Genomic DNA, 17,260 nt, shown 5'->3' with positions numbered 1-17,260 from the left:
TGCGACAGCCCGGGCGTGTCGTTGTTCATGCCTTGAATCACCGATATATCCGCAGTTCGCCGCGCTTCAGTCTCAGCTGTCTCACTATATTCTGCGACCCTACCCACAGATTCGCGACACTTTTGCGATAGATTCTTCTGCCATGACCATCGACCAGGAGAGCGCCTCCGCGTTCCGGCTCGGGTACGCCCGCACCGGGACCGGATCGCCCGGCCTCGAAGCGCAGATCGACGCCCTGACCGATGCCGGCATCGAGCCCGCGCGGATCTACACCGACAAGACCGAAGCGCCCGAGGCGGTGGAGCGTCCGGGCTGGACCGCGCTCCTCGACTACGCGCGTCCCGGCGACACCACCGTCATCATCGGTCTCGACCGGCTCGGGCGCACCACGCCCGAGGTGCTGGCCAGTGCCCGCGAACTCACCCGCCGCCGGATCGGGCTGCGCTCCCTGCGCGAGGGCCTGGACACCGCCGATCCCACCGGTTCGACGATCGTCGGCGTGCTGGCCTCGCTGGCCGAACTCGACGACGAGGCCGCCGCGGCCCGGCCCGGCACCGGCGGCGGGCGTGTGGACTCGGCGGTCGGGCGCCCGCGTGCCCTCGACGACACCCAGGTGGCCGCCGCCGAGCGGATGCGCGTGGCCGGGCTGCGCGTGCCGGAGATCGCCGCGCGGCTGGGCGTCAGCCGGGCGACCGTCTACCGGAGTCTCGCCGGGCGGCGGGCACAGCGATGACCGCCCACGACCCCGGCTTCGGGGAACTCGACATCGTCACCGAGTACGGCACGGTCACCCGCCTGCCCACGTCGTTCCCGCTGATCGACCCGGAACTGGACGACTGCCTGGACCCGGACCTGTTTCAGAAGGGCTTCGAGGACTCCCTCGCCGATCTCGACGCGCTGCCCGTTCCGTGGGCCCGGCATTACGCGTCGACGACGCTCGCGCAGGCCCCGGACCCGGATGCCGACGAACCCAGTCACCTGCGGGGCTACCGCGCCGGACTGTACGGCTTCCTGCGGCAGAACCGGAACTGACCGGTCAGGCGTCGGGCAGCGTGAGGATCTCGGCGCCGGTGTCGGTGACGACCAGCGTGTGCTCGAACTGCGCGGTCCATTTGCGGTCGACGGTGACGACGGTCCAGTCGTCGTCCCACTGCTCCCAGTCGAGGGCGCCGAGGTTGATCATCGGCTCGATGGTGAAGACCATGCCCGGCTCGATGACGGTGTCGACCGACGGCTCGTCGTAGTGCAGGACGATCAGGCCGTTGTGGAAGGTCTCGCCGATGCCGTGACCGGTGAAGTCGCGGACCACGTGATAGCCGAAGCGGCTCGCGTAGGCCTCGATCACGCGGCCGATCACGTTGAGCTCGCGGCCCGGCTTGACGGCCTTGATGGCGCGCTCGGTGGCGATGCGGGTGCGCTCGACCAGGTCGCGGTGCTCCTGACTCACGTCACCGGCCAGGAAGGTGGCGTTGGTGTCACCGTGCACGCCGTCGATGTAGGCGGTGACGTCGATGTTCACGATGTCGCCGTCCTGGATGACGGTGGAGTCGGGGATGCCGTGGCAGATCACTTCGTTGAGCGAGGTGCAGCACGACTTGGGGAAGCCGCGGTAGCCGAGCGTCGACGGATAGGCGCCGTGGTCGATCATGTAGTCGTGCGCGATGCGGTCGAGCTGATCGGTCGTCACACCGGGGGCGACGGCACGGCCGGCCTCGGCGAGCGCGTTCGCCGCGATCTTCCCGGCCACCCGCATCTTCTCGATGGTCTCCGGGGTCTGCACCCAGGGCTCGTGGCCCTCCTGCGCCTCGGCCTTCCAGACGTACTCCGGGCGGGCGATCGCGTCGGGAACCGGCAGGGTCGGCGAGACCACGCCGGGAGTCAGGGGTGCACGAACCGTCATGGCTCCCCAGTCTACGGACCCGGCCGGGAGGCTCCGATTCGCTCCCCGCCGCGACCGATACAGTGGAAGTGAAGTAAGCCAACCCTTAAGGACACCCTGTGCCGTTTTCCCGCCAGGCGGTGCTGACGCTGGTCGCGCTGGTCGCCCTGCTCACCGCCGGCTGCACGACGGCGCCGATCGACGTCAACGCCGGCCGCGACCCGTCGTCGGCCCACCTGCGCGACGGTGAGCGGATCGCGACGCTGCCACACGCGGATCCGGTGCCGATCGAGAACGATCCCGCGGCCGGGCCGCAGGCCGACCGGATCATCGCCCTGGACCGCAACGGCACGCTCGGCGCGATCGTCTGGGCGCTGGGCCTCGGATCGCACGCCGTGGGACGCGACCGGTCGACGACGTTCCCGGCCGCGCAGGGGCTGCCCGTGGTGACCGACGCCGGGCATTCGATCAACGTGGAGAAGGTGCTGGCACAGCACCCGACGATCGTGCTCGCGGACCGGACGTCGAGCCCGAACGGGGTGCTGGACCAGCTGCGAGAGGCGCAGATCCACGTCGTCGAGTTCACCGACGAGCGCAGCGTCGCCGGGACCGGCGCGCTGATCACGACCGTCGCCGGCGCGCTGGGCGCCCCCGAGGCCGGGCAGAAGCTCACCGAGCGGACGCAGCGGGAGATCACGCAGGCGCGCCGGTCGCTCCCCGATCCGACCGGCGACCCGATCATCGCCTTCCTCTACATCCGCGGCGACCGGTTGATCCTGCTCGCCGGGCCGGATTCCGGCGCCGACGACCTGATCGAGAACCTCGGGGCCCGCGACGCCGGGACGGCGGGCGGGCTCACCGCGGCGTTCAGCACGGTCAGCACCGAGTCGCTGCTGCGCATCGATCCCGAGGTGATCCTGGTGATGACGCAGGGCGCCGAGTCCGTCGGCGGCCTGGACAAGGTGGCGCAGCTCCCCGCGGTCGCCGGGACCCGGGCCGGGAAGGCCAAGCGCATCATCGCGATGGACGAGACGCAGATCCTCGCGTTCGGCCCGGACACCGGGCTGATCCTGCAATCCCTCGGAAAGGCGATCTATCGATGAGCGGCCTCCCCGCACCCGCCCATCGGCGCCGCGGCATCTGGGTGATCGCCGGGACACTCGTGCTGCTCGGCGTGGTGGTCGTCGTCTCCGCGGGTACCGGGCAGGTGCACGTCTCCCCCGCCGAGGTCCTAGGCTCCATCGCGCACCACTGGCATCTGGACCTGGGTCCGCTGCCGGCCGACCAGCAGGGCGAGAACGCGCTGTGGGTCTCCCGGTTCCCGCGCATCGTGCTCGGCGTGCTGGTGGGCGCGGCCCTCGGTACCGCGGGCTGCCTGCTGCAGGGCGCCCTGGCCAATCCGCTCGCCGAGCCCGGCATCATCGGTGTCTCCTCGGGGGCCGCGGTGGGCGCGTGCCTGATGTTCGTGGTCAGCGGCGCCAGCGCCAACGGCTGGGCGGTGGCCGGGGTCGCCGCGCTGTTCGGCCTGATCACCACGATCGCCGTGTACGTGCTGTCCATGCGCGACGGCGCGACCTCGGTGGTGATGATCGTGCTCACCGGCATCGCGGTGAACGCCTTCGCCCTCGGCATCATCGCCTACCTCACGACCGTGGCCTCCACCGCCAGCCGCGAACAGATCGTCTTCTGGCAGCTCGGCTCGCTGGCCGGCGCGGTCACCTGGACGCAGGTGCAGGTGGTGGCCCCGCTCGTGGTCGCCGGGGTCGCGGCGTCGGCGGTACTCGTCGACAAGCTCGATCTGCTGGCCCTCGGCGACGTCGGCGCGTCCGCACTCGGCGTCAACGTGGAACTGGTCCGCCGCCAGGTGATCGTGCTGGTGGCGATCCTCACCGCCGCCGCGGTGGCCTTCACCGGCATCGTGATGTTCGTCGGGCTGATCGTGCCGCACGCCATGCGCCTGCTGGTCGGACCGCGGCACAGGCTGCTGCTGCCGGCGTCCGTCGTCGGCGGCGCCCTGTTTGTCGCGGCGGCCGACCTCGCGGCCCGCACCCTCACCTCGGGCGAACTCCCGCTGGGCATGCTGACCTCGCTGATCGGCGGGCCGGTGTTCTTCCTCCTGCTGCGCCGCAGCGCGAAGACGGGATGGTGACGCCCCCGTGACCACCAGCGCTCCGACCGCCGGCACCCTCGTCGCCGACGACGTACACGTGGCTCTCGGCGGCCGGCCCGTCCTGCACGGGGTGAGCCTGACCGCCCGGCCGGGTGAACTGCTCGCCCTGGTCGGGCCGAACGGCTGCGGCAAGTCGACGCTGCTGTCGATCCTCGCCGGGATCCGGACGGCCGACGACGGACGGGTGCTGCTCGACGACCGGCCCCTGCACGAGTTCGCGACCCGGGAACTGGCACGCCACCGCACCCTGGTGACCCAGACCAACCGGATCGACACCCCGTTCACCGTGCGCGAGGTGGTGGAACTGGGCCGCTACCCGTGGCTGCGCACCCCCGAGGCGACGCGTTCGGCCGAGCTGATCGACGCCGCGATCGACGCCTGCGAGATCACCGATCTCGTCGACCGGCCCTTCCCGCAGCTGTCCGGCGGCCAGCAGGCCCGGGCCTCCCTGGCCCGGGCACTCGCCCAAGACACGCCGGTCCTGCTGCTCGACGAGCCGACCGCGGCCCTCGACATCGGCCACACCGAGCAGGTCCTGAAGATCCTGCGCGACCGCGCCGCGGCCGGCGTCGCCATCGTGCTGGTGGTGCACGACCTGTCGCTGGCCGCGGCCTACGCCGACCGCGTCGCGGTGATGAAGGACGGGCGGCTGCTGGCCGTCGGGCCGGTCGCCGAGACCATGACCGCGCGGCTGCTCGCCGATACCTACGACCACCCGGTGCGCGTCACCACGCACCCGGAGACCGGCGAACTGCTGATCACGCCCGACCGCGGCTGACTACTTCCCCTTCTCCACGAACTGCGCGGCGACGATCGCGCCCGCTCCGGCCAGGAGCAGCAGCACACCGCCGAACAGCGCGAGCCACAGACCGAAACCGGTCGAGATGTGCGGCATCGCCGCGCCGACGTCGATGCCGTACTTGCTGAGGTCGCCGTACTGGCTCACCGACTGCTTGGCGGCGTCCCGCGCGTCGCCGACGTCGGAGATGTCGTTGGCGGTCACGATCACCACGATGAGACCGAACAGCGCCGCCACGCCGCCGGCGATCAGCGGCAGGAACTTCTGCTTGACGGTGAGGAAGAGCGCCGCACCACCCGCGGCCGCGCCGAGCAGGCCCAGGATCAGGGTCCACACGCCGTCACTGTCGGCGTCGCCGGAGATGCCGAGGTACGACTTGTCGCCCACCGACACCCACGGCAGGAAGCTCGCGATGAACGTCAGCGCGCCGGCGCCGACCACCACCCACAAGGCGATCATGGTGAGCTTGCCGAGGCCCGCGCCCAAGGCGGGGCCGGCCGGCGGCTGCGGGTGTCCCTGCTGCGGGTGTCCCTGCTGCGGCTGCGGGTATCCCTGCGGGGCCTGCGGGTATCCCTGCGGAGCCGGACCCGGGTAGCCCTGCGGCGGCGGGCCGGGGTACGCCTGCTGCGGCGGACCGGCGTATCCCTGCGGCGGTGGGCCGTATCCGGGCGGCGGCCGGTGGCCGGGAGGCGGCCCCTGGGGCGGCTGCTGGCCGTAGCCCGGCTGGTTCGGGTTCTGGCCGTACGGATTCGGTCCACTCATGTGGGATTCCCCTTCGTCGTTCATGTCGGTGCCGGGCGCCGCGCACCCGGGCGCCGCGTGCGACGATAGGCCACCGATCCGGCCGGGGCCAGACCGCCGAGCGGATTTGAGTAGAAACCCCTATGTGCTCAGTAGCCGGGTGGCAGCAGGTTGAAGAAGTCGCGCGTCACGTTGACGGCGTTGGTGGAGTCACCGCCGAGGACGATCAGCGTCGCGAAGGCGAGGTCGCCGCGGTAACCGGCGAACCAGGCGTGCGAACCGCCGTCGACCTCCGCCTCACCGGTCTTGCCGAAGACCGGCCCCGATCCGGCGATCGAGGTCGCGGTGCCCTCGGTGACCACGGCGCGCATCATCGGCCGCAGCTGGTCGTAGACCTTCGCGTCGAGCGTGGGCCGCGGTCCGACCACCTTGGTGGGCCTGCCGTTGATGAGGATCGGCACCGGGGGCCGGCCGGTCGCCGCGGTGGCCGCGACCAGCGCCATGCCCAGCGGCGTCGCCAGGACGGTGCCCTGGCCGAAGCCGTCCTCGGAACGCCGCACCAGGTCCGGCTCGATCGGCACCGAACCCGACTTCGCGTCGATGCCCGCGATGTCGTACTGCGCGCCGAGCCCCATCGCGGCGGCCGCGTGCGGGAGGTCCGAGGGGCCCATCCGGCTCGCCAGCTCGGCGAACGAGGTGTTGCACGAGTTGGCGAAGGCCCGCAGCAGGGGCACCGGACCGAGGGAGAACCGGTCGTAGTTGGGGATCAGGCGCGGCCCGATCTGGATCTCGCCGGGGCACGGCACGATCGTGTCCGGAGCGGCCAGGCCGGACGCCATCGCCGCCGACGAGGTGACCATCTTGAACGTCGAGCCCGGCGGGTACGTGCCCATCGTCGCGAGCAGGCCGCCACGGTCGGCGGCCGGATTCTGCGCGATGGCCAGCAGTTTCCCGGTCGAGGCCTGCATCACGACCATCATGGTCTGCTTCCCGACCGCGTCCACCGCCTGCTGGGCGGCGTTCTGCGCGGTGCGCGAGAGCGTCAGGGAGACGGCCGGCGCCGGCGTCGCCGGATGGTCGGTCAACACATCGGCGACCAGACCGTTCGGATTGAGCACCGACACCCGCCAGCCGGAGGTGCCGCCGACGTCGTCGGCGACCCGCGTCTTCACCTGGTCGAGCACCGCGGTCGCGAAGTTCGGGTCCCGGGCCTGCAGGATCGCTTCTTCCTGTGTGACGACCCCGGGCACGGCCAGTCGGTCGCGCAGCCGGTCGAAGTCGGCGCCCGGGATCCGCCCGATCGGCAGCGGATCGTTCGAGGCGGTGGCCTTCTCGGCGATGCCCTGCGCGGTCAGGCCGGGGATCAGCGGTCCGAGGACCGTGGTCAGGCGGCTCGCCGAGTCGATCACCGAGCCGTGTTCGGCGGCCTGCTTCGCGTCGAACGAGATCGCGACGACGGTCCCGGTGCCCATCACCTCGCTGCCGTCGGATTCGTTCACCGCGGCGCGGGGCGGGGCGAAGGTGGCCAGCGACAGCCGCTGGTCGGCGCCCAGCTCGGGATGGATGTCGGTCGACGCCCACCGCACCGCCCAGCCGGTGTCGCTGCGGCCCATGGTGAGCGTCGCCGGATAGCTCCACTCCCGCCGCCCGGGGAGCTTCCACGTGTAGGTGACGTCGACGTCGGCGATGTCCCGGTCCAGGCGCACCCGGCCGGCGCGGGCGGACATGCTCTCCGCGTCCAGGCCGCTCCACGCGGACGCGAGCGCGCTCTCGGCGCGCGCCGGATCGGTGGTCAGCTTCGCCGCGGCCGCGTAGTCGCGCGCGGAGAAGTCGTGGAGAAAGCGGTCGGCGACGCCGCGCGGGCCGTCGTCGTCGGTGGCACAGGCGAGCAGCGTCGACAGCAGTGCGAGGGTGAGCACCCCGATCACCGCGCGCAAGAGCCTCATCGACACCCGATCCTAAACCTCGGCCGTTCTCAGCTGTACTCGACGCGCCAGCGTGAGGTACGAAGAAGGCACTCCCACCTGTGACAATTGGCGTTACGACACATCAATTTCTCTCGCAGGCGCTGAGCGGGCCGCAGCCCGCCGTGAACGTCCGATTGTCGGACACGCAGCCGGCGCCGGTCCTTCTAGCGTCTTCATACACGGGCGGCCGGTGGCGCACGCCACACCCGGATGGGCCGCACCGGATGACGTGTGGAAGGAACGACATGGGACGTGTAGCGGGCAAGGTCGCTCTGGTGACCGGCGGTGCCAAGGGACTCGGTCTGGCGACGGCCAGACGCCTCTTCGAGGAGGGCGCCACGGTGGCCATCACCGACGTCGACGACCACGGTGGTGCTGCTGCGGCGGATCTCGATCCGAGTGGTGAGAAGGTCGTGTTCTATCGCCAGGACGTCACCGATGAGGCCGAGTGGGACTCGCTGACCCGGACGATCGTCGATAGGTTCGGCAAACTCGACGTGGTCGTGAATAACGCCGGAGTGGCCGCGTCGCGCACGGTGGAAGAAGAGACCCTCGAGACCTGGCGATGGCTGATGGCCGTCAACCTCGACGCGGTGTTCCTGGGAACCAAGGCGGCGATCGCCGTGATGAAGGACAACGGCGGTGGCTCGATCGTCAATCTCTCGTCGATCGAAGGCATCATCGGTGATCCCGGACTCGCCGCGTACAACGCGAGCAAGGGCGGCGTGCGGATCTTCTCGAAGTCGGCGGCGCTGCACTGTGCGAAATCCGGCTACGGCATCCGGGTGAATACAGTGCATCCGGGGTTCGTCTGGACCCCGATGGTCGAGGAGTACGCCGCCGAGCAGGACGCGGCCCTCGACGAGGTGACCGCGGCGCTGGTGGCCGCGCATCCAATCGGGCGCATGGGCAAGCCCGAGGAGATCGCTAACGCGGTGCTCTACCTGGCGTCCGACGAGTCGTCGTTCTCGACCGGTTCGGAGATCATCGTGGACGGTGGCTACACCGCGCAGTGAGCGAGCGGACTCGGTGAGCGGCGCACGCACTCACCGAAGCGGCTCAGCGAGTGGGAAGACGTACGAGGGCGCGCCCGGTGAGACCCATCAGGCGCGCCCTCTGGCGTCGCGATAGCGCGCGGAACACCGCTCACACCGTCGCCGTCCCGACGTGCGGCGCGGATCGTCGCGGCCGTCGAGGTACAGGTTCGAGTGCGCCGGGGATCAATCGATGAGCACCGTCGCGAAGGTGCCGACCTGTTCGAAGCCGACGCGCCGATAGGTCTCGCGCGCGGCGGTGTTGTAGCCGTTCACGTACAGGCTCGCGACGCGGCCCTGGCGGGCGAGCGCCGCGACGACGGTGGCGGTACCGGCCGCACCGTATCCGCGCCCGCGGAACTCCGGATCCACCCACACGCCCTGGATCTGCCCGACACCGCGCGACATCGACCCGATCTCGGCCTTGAACACCACGCGCGGGCCGTCGAACCGGGCGTACACCCGGCGGGCCGAGATCAGCGACGCCAGGCGCCGCCGGTACGACCGGCCCTCGTCGCCGCCGCGCGGATCCACACCGACCTCGCCGATGAACATCTCCACGGCCGCCGGGAAGTAGACGTCGAGGTCGTCGAGCGTCACCAGCCGGACCTGACGGTCGATCGGGCACGACGGCGGTTCGTCGAGCGCCAGCAGCGGCTGGCAGTCGCGGATCTCGCGGGGCGTGCCCCAGTTCGCGGCGACCCGGTCCCACAGGCCGAGCGCGAGCGGCTGCGGGCCGACGACGGACGTGCACTGCCGGGGGACGGACAGCGCGCGCTCGGCGAAGGTGTCGAGCTGGGTGCCGGTGGCCGCGGTCGGCATCAGGTTGGCTCCGGAGAAGCAGAGCGAGTCCTCCGGGCGCGAGGCGGTCCACAGTTCCCCGCCCAGGAAGCGGGGCGCCAGGCCGAAGGCCTCGACGCGGGCCGCGATCATGCAGTTGACCACCGGGTCGGCCGCGAGCGCCCGGGCGACGGCCGCGGCATCGCGGGAGCCGAGCGGCCGGTCACGCAGCAGTCCGAGCATGCTCACCTCCTCGTCTCGCCGCGGTCGGCGCCTCCGGCGGCGTCAGCTGACCGTCACCACCGGGGCGCCGCTTCCAGTCTCCCCCGTCTCCTCGGCGATCCGCATCGCTTCTTCGATCAAGGTCTCCACGATCAGCGCCTCGGGCACGGTCTTGATCACCTCGCCCTTGACGAAGATCTGGCCCTTGCCGTTGCCGGAAGCCACGCCGAGGTCGGCCTCGCGGGCCTCACCGGGACCGTTGACCACGCAGCCCATCACCGCCACCCGCAGTGGCACCTCCATGCCCTCCAGGCCGGCGGTCACCTCGTTGGCCAGCTTGTAGACGTCCACCTGGGCGCGGCCGCACGACGGGCACGAGACGATCTCGAGTTTGCGGGGACGCAGGTTGAGCGACTGCAGGATCGCATCGCCGACCTTGATCTCCTCGGCCGGCGGCGCCGACAGCGAGACGCGGATGGTGTCGCCGATGCCATCCGACAGCAGCGCGCCGAATGCCACCGCCGACTTGATGGTCCCCTGGAACGACGGCCCGGCCTCGGTGACGCCGAGATGCAGCGGGTAGTCGCACTGGGCGGCCAGCTGCCGGTACGCCTCGACCATGATCACCGGGTCGTTGTGCTTGACCGAGATCTTGATGTCGCCGAAGCCGTGCTCCTCGAACAGGCTCGCCTCCCACAGCGCCGACTCGACGAGCGCCTCCGGGGTGGCCTTGCCGTACTTCTTGAGCAGGCGCGGATCCAGGGAACCCGCGTTCACGCCGATGCGGATCGGGATACCGGCCTCGCCGGCCGCCTTGGCGACCTCCTTGACGCGGCCGTCGAACTCCTTGATGTTACCGGGGTTCACGCGGACCGCGGCGCAGCCGGCGTCGATCGCGGCGAAGATGTACTTGGGCTGGAAGTGGATGTCGGCGATCACCGGGATCTGCGAATGCCGGGCGATCTCGGCGAGCGCATCGGCATCCTCCTGCCGCGGGCAGGCCACCCGGACGATGTCGCAGCCCGAGGCGGTGAGCTGCGCGATCTGCTGCAGTGTCGCGTTGACGTCGTGCGTCTTGGTGGTGCACATCGACTGCACGGAGATCGGCGAGTCGCTGCCGACGCCCACCTTGCCCACCTTCAGCTGGCGGGTCTTCCGCCGCGGCGCCAGCACCGGCGGCGGGACGGGGATGCCGAGTCCGATCGGATCACTCATGTCCGTAACTCCTAGAACACTTTGATGGGGTTGACGATGTCGGCGGTGAGGGTGAGCACCATGAACGCGCCCATCACCGCGACCACCGCGTACGTCAGCGGCAACAGCTTGTAGTAGTCGACCGGGCCGGCCGGGGCGCGGCCGAACCAGCCGCGCACGGTGTTGCGCAGCTTCTCGAACAGGGCGATGGCCATGTGGCCGCCGTCAAGCGGAAGCAGCGGAATCAGGTTGAACGCGCCGAGGAAGAAGTTGACGCTGATCAGCAGCAGGAAGAAGACGTCCCAGTAGCCGTGGTCGACGGCTTCACCGCCGATCACCGAGGCGCCGTAGACGCTGACCGGGGTGTCCGGGTCGCGCGGACCGCCGGTCACCGCGGTCCACAGCGCGCCGACCTTCGACGGCAGCCCGATCAGGGCGTCCCAGGTCTGGGTGAAGAGGTCGCCGGTGAACGACGCCGCACCGCCCCAGATGCTCGCGAGGTCGTAGTGCCGCACGTAGTCGACGTGCAGCCCGACGCCGATGGCGCCGACGGTGACCGGACGCAGCGACCCGTCCGCGTCCTTCGTCATGCGCTGGACCCGGGTCACCGGCACCGTCAGATCCTGTCGCCGGCCGTCGCGTTCGACGGTCAGCACCACGTCCCCGGACGAGGCCTGCACGCGGTGGACCAGGTCGGTGTCGTCGGCGACGGAGTGCCCGTTCACCGCGACCAGCCGATCGCCGGGCCGCAGCCCGGCCGCGTTCGCGGGCCCGTCACCGGTGCAGTCGGCCAGCTTTCCCGTCGCGTCCTGGGTGGGCGCCACACAGCCGACCGTCGTCGCGTGGACCGGCTTGTCGCCGAGGATCGGCAGACCCCAGCTGAGGCCCACGATCAGCACCAGCACGATGCCGAGGATGAAGTTCTGGGCCGGGCCGGCGAGCAGCACCACGAGCCGCTTCCACGTCGACTGCCGGTACATCGCGCGTTCCCGCTCGTCGGGCGTCATCTCCTCGTGCGGGGTCATCCCGGCGATGTCGCAGAAACCGCCGAGCGGGATCGCCTTGACACCGTACTCGGTCTCGCCGCGGCGGGTGGACCACAGCGTGGGACCGAACCCGACGAAGTAGCGGCGGACCTTCATCCCGGTCGCCTGCGCCGCCCACATGTGACCGAGTTCGTGCCAGGCGATCGAGATGAGCAGGGCCAGCGCGAACACCACGATGCCGAGGGCGAAGCTCACTGGATTCCCTGTCTTGACGATGGTCAGCTGAGTGCCGGCTGGTCAGCTGCGACGGGCCGCGACCAGCGCGGCGGCGCGTTCCCGCGCCCACCGGTCGGCGGCCAGCACGTCCTCCACAGTACCCGGCGGCGCCGTCCACCCGTCCGCCTGCGCGAGCACCTCGGCGATCACCGTCACGATGTCCCGGAATCCGAGGGCCCCGGCGAAGAAGCCCGCGGCGGCCACCTCGTTGGCGGCGTTGTAGATCGCGGTCAGGCAGCCACCGGCCTCCCCCGCCTCCCGGGCCACCCGGATGGCCGGGAACACGTCGTCGTCGACCGGCTCGAAAGTCCACTGCGACGCGGTGGAGAAGTCGCAGGCGGCCGACGACCCGGGCACCCGGTGCGGCCAGCCCAGCGCGAGGGCGATCGGCAGCTTCATCGACGGCGGCGAGGCCTTGGCGATGGTCGCGCCGTCGATGAAGGTGACCATCGAGTGCACGATCGACTGCGGGTGCACGGTGACGTCGATCCGGTCGTACGGGACGCCGAACAGCAGGTGCGCCTCGATCACCTCGAGCGCCTTGTTCACCAGGGTCGCCGAGTTGAGGGTGATCATCGGCCCCATCGACCAGGTGGGATGGCGGCCGGCCTGCTCCGGTGTGACGTCGGCGAGCTGCTCGGCGGTCCAGCCGCGGAACGGGCCGCCCGAGGCCGTCAGCACCAGCCGGTCCACCTCGTCGGCGGCACCGCCGCGCAGGCACTGCGCGATCGCCGAGTGCTCGGAGTCGACCGGCACGATCTGTCCGGGTGCGGCGGCGTCGAGCACCAGGTGTCCCCCGGCGACCAGGGATTCCTTGTTCGCCAGGGCCAGTCGTGCGCCGGTGCGCAGGGCGGCGAGCGACGGCCGCAGGCCGATCGATCCGACGACTCCGTTGAGGACGACGTCGGCCTCGACCTCCTCGATGAGCCGCACCATGGCGTCGCCGCCGCCGAGCACCCGGCCGCCGAGCCGGTCCCCGACCGCCCCGGCCGCGTCGGCGTCGGCCACCGCGATCCGCCCGGCGGGCGTCCCCGTCTCCGCCGCCTGCCGCGCCAGCAGATCCGGGTTTCCGCCCCCGGCGCCCAGGCCGGCCACCTCGAAGAGTTCGGGGTGTTCGGCGATCACCTCCAGCGCCTGGGTACCGATGGAGCCGGTCGAGCCGAGAATCAACACACGCGTGGTCACACCGGTCATTGTGGCGCACCCCGATCGGGTTATGCTTGAACCCCGACGTACTAAGCTGCGTCATACGACCGGGTCACAAGACTTGGGTCATACGACATGGCCGAAACCCGTCGAGTCATCCGTCAAGGCTGCCGATCCCGAGGAGTTTTCAAGTGGCAAGCACCGAGGTCGAAACCGTCGATACCGGCTGGGTCCGGGAGGATCCGGACGCGCCGTCCGCGCGCTTCGGCTGGTCGGGCACGGCACCGCGCACCTACGCGATCGCGTCGTTCGTCTGCGGTCTGATCTGCTTTGCGATGCTCCGCGGCAACCACGTCGGCCACGTCGAGGACATCTGGCTGATCGCGATCGGCATCGTCCTGGTCGTCTGGCCGATCTGGGCGCTGCGCCCGCGGAAGACCTGGAAGCGCGCCTAGCGTTTCTCCGCGTCATCGCTGCAGGCCGGTCCCGGGTGCATCCCGGGGCCGGCTGTTCTCGTTGCGGCCGATTTACTCCGGAGCCACCCCGGCGAGCAGCAGCGTGAGCTGGTCGTCGAACCGTTGCCCAGACGGACGGAAGCCGTGGTGACCCGCGCGGACGGTCAGCGGGTAGTCGTCCCCGACCGCCTCATCCCGATCCCGTAACGAATATCGCGCCTGGTCCTGTCGTTCCTGCTCTTCGATCACGAAGCCGACGACGAACGCCGTCACGATGTCGACGACGTCGACGATCCGCTCCAGGGTGAGGCCGCGCCGCGTCCAGTGCTCGAGCGCCGCTTCCCGGCCGCGCAGCACCCCAGGGTCCATCAGCCGGGTCCCGGAGAAGGTGCGCGCACCGTCACGATGCGCCAGATACTCCTCGCGGAGGATCATCGCGTAGCCGCGCAACGCCCCGGCGAACGAATCGCCGGATGTCGTGTCGGCGAACCGTCGCTCCACCCGCCGGGCCACCTCGGTGCCCATCTGGTCGAGCAGATCCTGCTTGGACGCCACGTGCCAGTACAGCGCGGGCGCCTTGACGCCGAGCCGCCCGGCGAGCGCGCGGACCGTCAGTCCGTCGATCCCGGCGTCGTCGAGCAGCGCGAAGGCCTCGTCGATGATCCTGTCCCGACTCAGTTTCGCGGCCACCTTGACAGCTTAACAGCGTTAGAGGACGCTGGAGACAGTCCTTAACAACGTTAAATTGGAGGTAGTCGTGAAGGCAGCCATCGTCACCGCACCCGCACACGACCCCGTCGCCGGGGAGTTCGACGAGCCGGTTCCGGCCGACGGCCGGAGCATCGTCGAGCTGGTCGGCGCCGGGATCCACAACATCGTCCGGATGCGGGCATCCGGCGATCACTACAGTTCCACCGGCAGCTGGCCGCTGGTCCCCGGGATCGACGCGGTGGCGCGCACGGCCGACGGCACGCTGGTCTACACCGGCATGGCGCCCGCGCCCTGGGGCACGATGGCCGAGCGGATCTCGGTGCCGGACGACTTCTGCGTCGCGCTCCCCGACGGCGTGGATCCGCTCGCCGTCGCCGCCGGCTGCAATCCCGGACTGGCATCGTGGATCCCGCTGAGCACGCGGCGCACCGCGGTCGCGGCGACGGGCCGGACTCTCGGCACCGTGCTGATCCTCGGCGCCACCGGCATGTCGGGCGGCCTCGCCGTCGACAACGCGCGGGCGCTCGGCGCCGAGCGCGTGGTCGCGGTCGGCCGCAACGCCGACGTCCTCGACCGGCTGGCCGGCGAACACGGCGACGCGATCGCCACCGTGGCCCTGACCGGCACCGACGAAGATTCCGATGCCATCCGGAACTCCCTCGACGGGCACGCGCCGAGCATCGTCGTCGACTTCCTGTGGGGGCCGGTCGCCGAGCGGACGTTCGTCGCCGTCGCCCCGCTCGCTGAGGCGACCGAGGTGTCGCACGTCGAGGTCGGCACGATGGCCGGCGCCGACGCCCGCGTGCCCGGCGCGCTGCTGCGCAGCCGCCGCTACACCCTGAGCGGCAGCGGCCTGGGCAGCGTCGACCACGAGGTGCTGATGGACGGCCTGGCCGGCTTCATCGAGCAGGTCGCCGCCGGCACCGTCCGCGTCCCGTATACGGTCTATCCCCTGTCCCGCATCGGCGAGGCCTGGGCCGACCGCGGTCCGGAGCGCGTCGTGGTCGTGCCGGATTGAGGCGGATCGGGTCAGAACGGCCGTTCTTCGAGAAAGCCCGGGTATCTGCCGTAGACGTCGCGGGCTTGGCGTTCGCGGCGGTTGGCCTCGCGTTCGGCACAGAGGCGCACGTACGCGACCTGAGTGCGTGCGCGGTCGGGATGGGCCCGGTGCGATGGGTCGGACCCGAGGTCGTCGCCGCGCACAGTGCGCGGCGCGAAGAGCGCAGCAGATCCCGCGCTGACCCATAGCCGTCACGCACACCCCGAAGAGCCTGATCAACTCGTCGGAGGCACGGCGGCATGCTCAGTCTAGCGTCGCAGGATACGTGGAATCAGCGGCCGGGACCGGCCGCCGATCGCACGTTGACCGGCTGCTACTTCGAGGTCGGCATGACGAACTCCGCCGCCGCCGATCCGGCCTCCGGCCAGCGCACCGTCGCCGCCTTGTATCGCGTGTAGAACCGCACCCCTTCCCTACCGTGGATGTGGTGATCGCCGAACAATGAACGCTTCCAGCCCCCGAACGAATGAAACGCCATCGGCACCGGAATGGGAACGTTGACGCCGATCATGCCTGCCTTCGCTTGGCTGATGAACATCTGTGCGGCACGCCCATCGGCAGTGAACAACGACGCGCCGTTTCCGAATTCGTGCGCGTTGACCAGCTCCAGAGCGTCGGTGAACGACGACGCTCGGACGATGCTGAGAACCGGACCGAAGATCTCTTCGCGATAGATCCGCATGTCCGGAGTGACACGGTCGAACAACGACGCGCCGAGGAAGAAGCCACGATCGGTTCGTCCGCTCCGGCCGTCGACGACGAGCTCGGCTCCTTCCGCGACGCCGGCCTCGATGTAGGACACCACTCGCTCGCGGTGCGCGGCGGTGATCAGCGGCCCCATCTCCACCCCAGGCTCGGTCCCGGGACCGACACGCAGCTCCGCGATCCGCGCGACGAGCGCATCCCGGACCGCATCGCCGATCTCGTCGCCGATCGGAACCACGACGGAGATCGCCATGCAGCGCTCGCCCGCGGAGCCGAACGCCGAACCGATGAGCGCCGAGACCACGTTGTCCACGTCCGCATCAGGCATCACCACCAGGTGGTTCTTCGCTCCGCCGAGCGCCTGGACGCGCTTTCCAGCGTCGCTCCCGGTCTTGTACACATGCTCGGCTACCGGGGTGGACCCGACGAAACTGACGGCTTCGACATCGGGATGGGTGATCAGCGTGTCCACGACTTCGCGACCGCCGTGGACGATGTTGAAGACACCGTCGGGAAGCCCGGCTTCCTTGAGCAGCTGCGCCATCTCCATGGCGAGAGTGGGCACCTTTTCGGACGGTTTGAGCACGAAGGTGTTTCCACAAGCGAGGGCGATGGGGAACATCCACAGCGGAACCATCGCCGGAAAGTTGAAAGGCACCACGCCCGCGACGACCCCGAGGGGCTGCCGCAGGGACATGCCATCGACTCCGCGTCCGATGCTATCGGTGAATTCGCCTTTCAACAGCTCCGGAATGCCGCAGGCGTATTCGACGACCTCGATTCCGCGAAGCACCTCGCCCCTTGCGTCGTCGAGCACTTTACCGTGTTCGTCGGAGATGATCGCGGCGAGGCGGTCGATGTCACCGAACAGCTTCTCCCGGAAGGAGAACATGACGCGGGCGCGAATGTGCGGGGGGATAGCCGACCAGGCGGGGAAAGCGGCAGCCGCCGCGGCGACGGCGGCCCTGGCGTCCTCGGCCGTTCCTGCCGGAACTTGCTTGGTGATCTCTCCGGTCGCGGGGCAGTACACGTCGAATCGAGCGACCGCCGCATCGGAGTATGCCGGGCGGCCGTCGATCCAATGCCCGACGAGGACCGGTTCGGCTGTTTCGAAAGTGGTAGACATAGCGAAAGC

Annotated in this window: 17 protein-coding genes; 8 read left to right on the top strand and 9 right to left on the bottom strand. The window is 70.3% G+C overall.

What is annotated here, in order from left to right:
* The first annotated feature begins 142 nt into the window (after positions 1-142).
* A complete protein-coding gene (locus MYK68_RS08885; protein WP_247867556.1) occupies positions 143-733 on the top strand; it encodes a recombinase family protein in 591 nt (196 codons plus the stop codon).
* Positions 730-1,032: a hypothetical protein gene (locus tag MYK68_RS08880; RefSeq protein WP_247867554.1), complete on the top strand. Its 303-nt coding sequence runs from the start codon at positions 730-732 to the stop codon at positions 1,030-1,032. Before MYK68_RS08885 ends, MYK68_RS08880 begins: the two co-directional genes overlap by 4 nt.
* A 4-nt stretch (positions 1,033-1,036) precedes the next feature.
* On the opposite strand, the gene map is transcribed toward MYK68_RS08880, so the two are convergent.
* The gene (gene map, locus MYK68_RS08875; RefSeq protein ID WP_247867553.1) at positions 1,037-1,900 is read right to left on the bottom strand and encodes a type I methionyl aminopeptidase; all 864 of its coding nucleotides are present in this window, start codon (positions 1,898-1,900) and stop codon (positions 1,037-1,039) included.
* 98 nt (positions 1,901-1,998) lie between these two features.
* Here map and MYK68_RS08870 point away from each other — a divergent pair, with 98 nt between their 5' ends.
* Genes MYK68_RS08870 through MYK68_RS08860 form a run of 3 tightly spaced genes read left to right on the top strand, consistent with a single transcriptional unit; the run spans position 1,999 to position 4,827 of the window.
* Entirely contained in the window at positions 1,999-2,982 is a 984-nt protein-coding gene (locus tag MYK68_RS08870; protein ID WP_247867551.1) for a heme/hemin ABC transporter substrate-binding protein, read from the top strand.
* On the top strand, positions 2,979-4,028 hold the full coding sequence (locus MYK68_RS08865) for a FecCD family ABC transporter permease (protein ID WP_247867550.1): 1,050 nt from the start codon (positions 2,979-2,981) through the stop codon (positions 4,026-4,028). Before MYK68_RS08870 ends, MYK68_RS08865 begins: the two co-directional genes overlap by 4 nt.
* 7 nt (positions 4,029-4,035) lie before the next feature.
* Positions 4,036-4,827 carry a heme ABC transporter ATP-binding protein gene (locus tag MYK68_RS08860; RefSeq protein WP_247867549.1) on the top strand — a complete coding sequence of 264 codons (792 nt, stop codon included), beginning with the start codon at positions 4,036-4,038 and terminating at the stop codon, positions 4,825-4,827.
* On the opposite strand, the gene MYK68_RS08855 is transcribed toward MYK68_RS08860, so the two are convergent.
* Positions 4,828-5,610, bottom strand: a complete 783-nt coding sequence (locus MYK68_RS08855; RefSeq protein ID WP_247868152.1) for a hypothetical protein — start codon at positions 5,608-5,610, stop codon at positions 4,828-4,830. It abuts the gene before it with no gap.
* Between the two features lie 128 nt (positions 5,611-5,738).
* The gene (locus MYK68_RS08850; protein WP_247867548.1) at positions 5,739-7,535 is read right to left on the bottom strand and encodes a penicillin-binding transpeptidase domain-containing protein; all 1,797 of its coding nucleotides are present in this window, start codon (positions 7,533-7,535) and stop codon (positions 5,739-5,741) included.
* Positions 7,536-7,801: 266 nt separating this feature from the next.
* Between MYK68_RS08850 and MYK68_RS08845 the strand changes: the two genes are divergently transcribed.
* Positions 7,802-8,572: a glucose 1-dehydrogenase gene (locus MYK68_RS08845; protein ID WP_247867546.1), complete on the top strand. Its 771-nt coding sequence runs from the start codon at positions 7,802-7,804 to the stop codon at positions 8,570-8,572.
* 204 nt (positions 8,573-8,776) lie between these two features.
* Here the strand turns inward: MYK68_RS08845 and MYK68_RS08840 are convergent, their stop codons facing one another.
* The 4 genes from MYK68_RS08840 to dxr are packed head-to-tail and all read right to left on the bottom strand — an operon-like array spanning position 8,777 to position 13,242.
* Positions 8,777-9,613 (bottom strand): GNAT family N-acetyltransferase, encoded by an 837-nt coding sequence (locus tag MYK68_RS08840; protein WP_247867545.1) that lies wholly within the window; start codon positions 9,611-9,613, stop codon positions 8,777-8,779.
* Between the two features lie 42 nt (positions 9,614-9,655).
* On the bottom strand, positions 9,656-10,807 hold the full coding sequence (gene ispG / locus MYK68_RS08835) for a flavodoxin-dependent (E)-4-hydroxy-3-methylbut-2-enyl-diphosphate synthase (RefSeq protein ID WP_247867544.1): 1,152 nt from the start codon (positions 10,805-10,807) through the stop codon (positions 9,656-9,658).
* 11 nt (positions 10,808-10,818) lie between these two features.
* Positions 10,819-12,027 (bottom strand): M50 family metallopeptidase, encoded by a 1,209-nt coding sequence (locus tag MYK68_RS08830; RefSeq protein WP_247867543.1) that lies wholly within the window; start codon positions 12,025-12,027, stop codon positions 10,819-10,821.
* Between the two features lie 42 nt (positions 12,028-12,069).
* Entirely contained in the window at positions 12,070-13,242 is a 1,173-nt protein-coding gene (dxr, locus tag MYK68_RS08825; RefSeq protein ID WP_247867542.1) for a 1-deoxy-D-xylulose-5-phosphate reductoisomerase, read from the bottom strand.
* Positions 13,243-13,385: 143 nt separating this feature from the next.
* Here dxr and MYK68_RS08820 point away from each other — a divergent pair, with 143 nt between their 5' ends.
* Positions 13,386-13,649, top strand: coding sequence for a DUF2631 domain-containing protein (locus MYK68_RS08820; protein WP_247867541.1), 264 nt, complete (start codon positions 13,386-13,388; stop codon positions 13,647-13,649).
* Positions 13,650-13,721: 72 nt separating this feature from the next.
* Here the strand turns inward: MYK68_RS08820 and MYK68_RS08815 are convergent, their stop codons facing one another.
* Positions 13,722-14,339 carry a TetR/AcrR family transcriptional regulator C-terminal domain-containing protein gene (locus tag MYK68_RS08815; RefSeq protein ID WP_247867540.1) on the bottom strand — a complete coding sequence of 206 codons (618 nt, stop codon included), beginning with the start codon at positions 14,337-14,339 and terminating at the stop codon, positions 13,722-13,724.
* A 67-nt stretch (positions 14,340-14,406) separates the two neighbouring features.
* Between MYK68_RS08815 and MYK68_RS08810 the strand changes: the two genes are divergently transcribed.
* The gene (locus MYK68_RS08810; RefSeq protein WP_247867539.1) at positions 14,407-15,378 is read left to right on the top strand and encodes a quinone oxidoreductase family protein; all 972 of its coding nucleotides are present in this window, start codon (positions 14,407-14,409) and stop codon (positions 15,376-15,378) included.
* A 355-nt stretch (positions 15,379-15,733) separates the two neighbouring features.
* On the opposite strand, the gene MYK68_RS08805 is transcribed toward MYK68_RS08810, so the two are convergent.
* Positions 15,734-17,251, bottom strand: a complete 1,518-nt coding sequence (locus MYK68_RS08805; RefSeq protein ID WP_283255307.1) for a CoA-acylating methylmalonate-semialdehyde dehydrogenase — start codon at positions 17,249-17,251, stop codon at positions 15,734-15,736.
* Positions 17,252-17,260: the final 9 nt, after the last annotated feature.

This window comes from Gordonia sp. PP30 (assembly GCF_023100845.1).
In the GTDB taxonomy this organism is placed as follows: Bacteria; Actinomycetota; Actinomycetes; order Mycobacteriales; family Mycobacteriaceae; genus Gordonia.
Note: the sequence above shows the minus strand (reverse complement) of the source record. Positions and strands in the feature narration are given on the sequence as shown.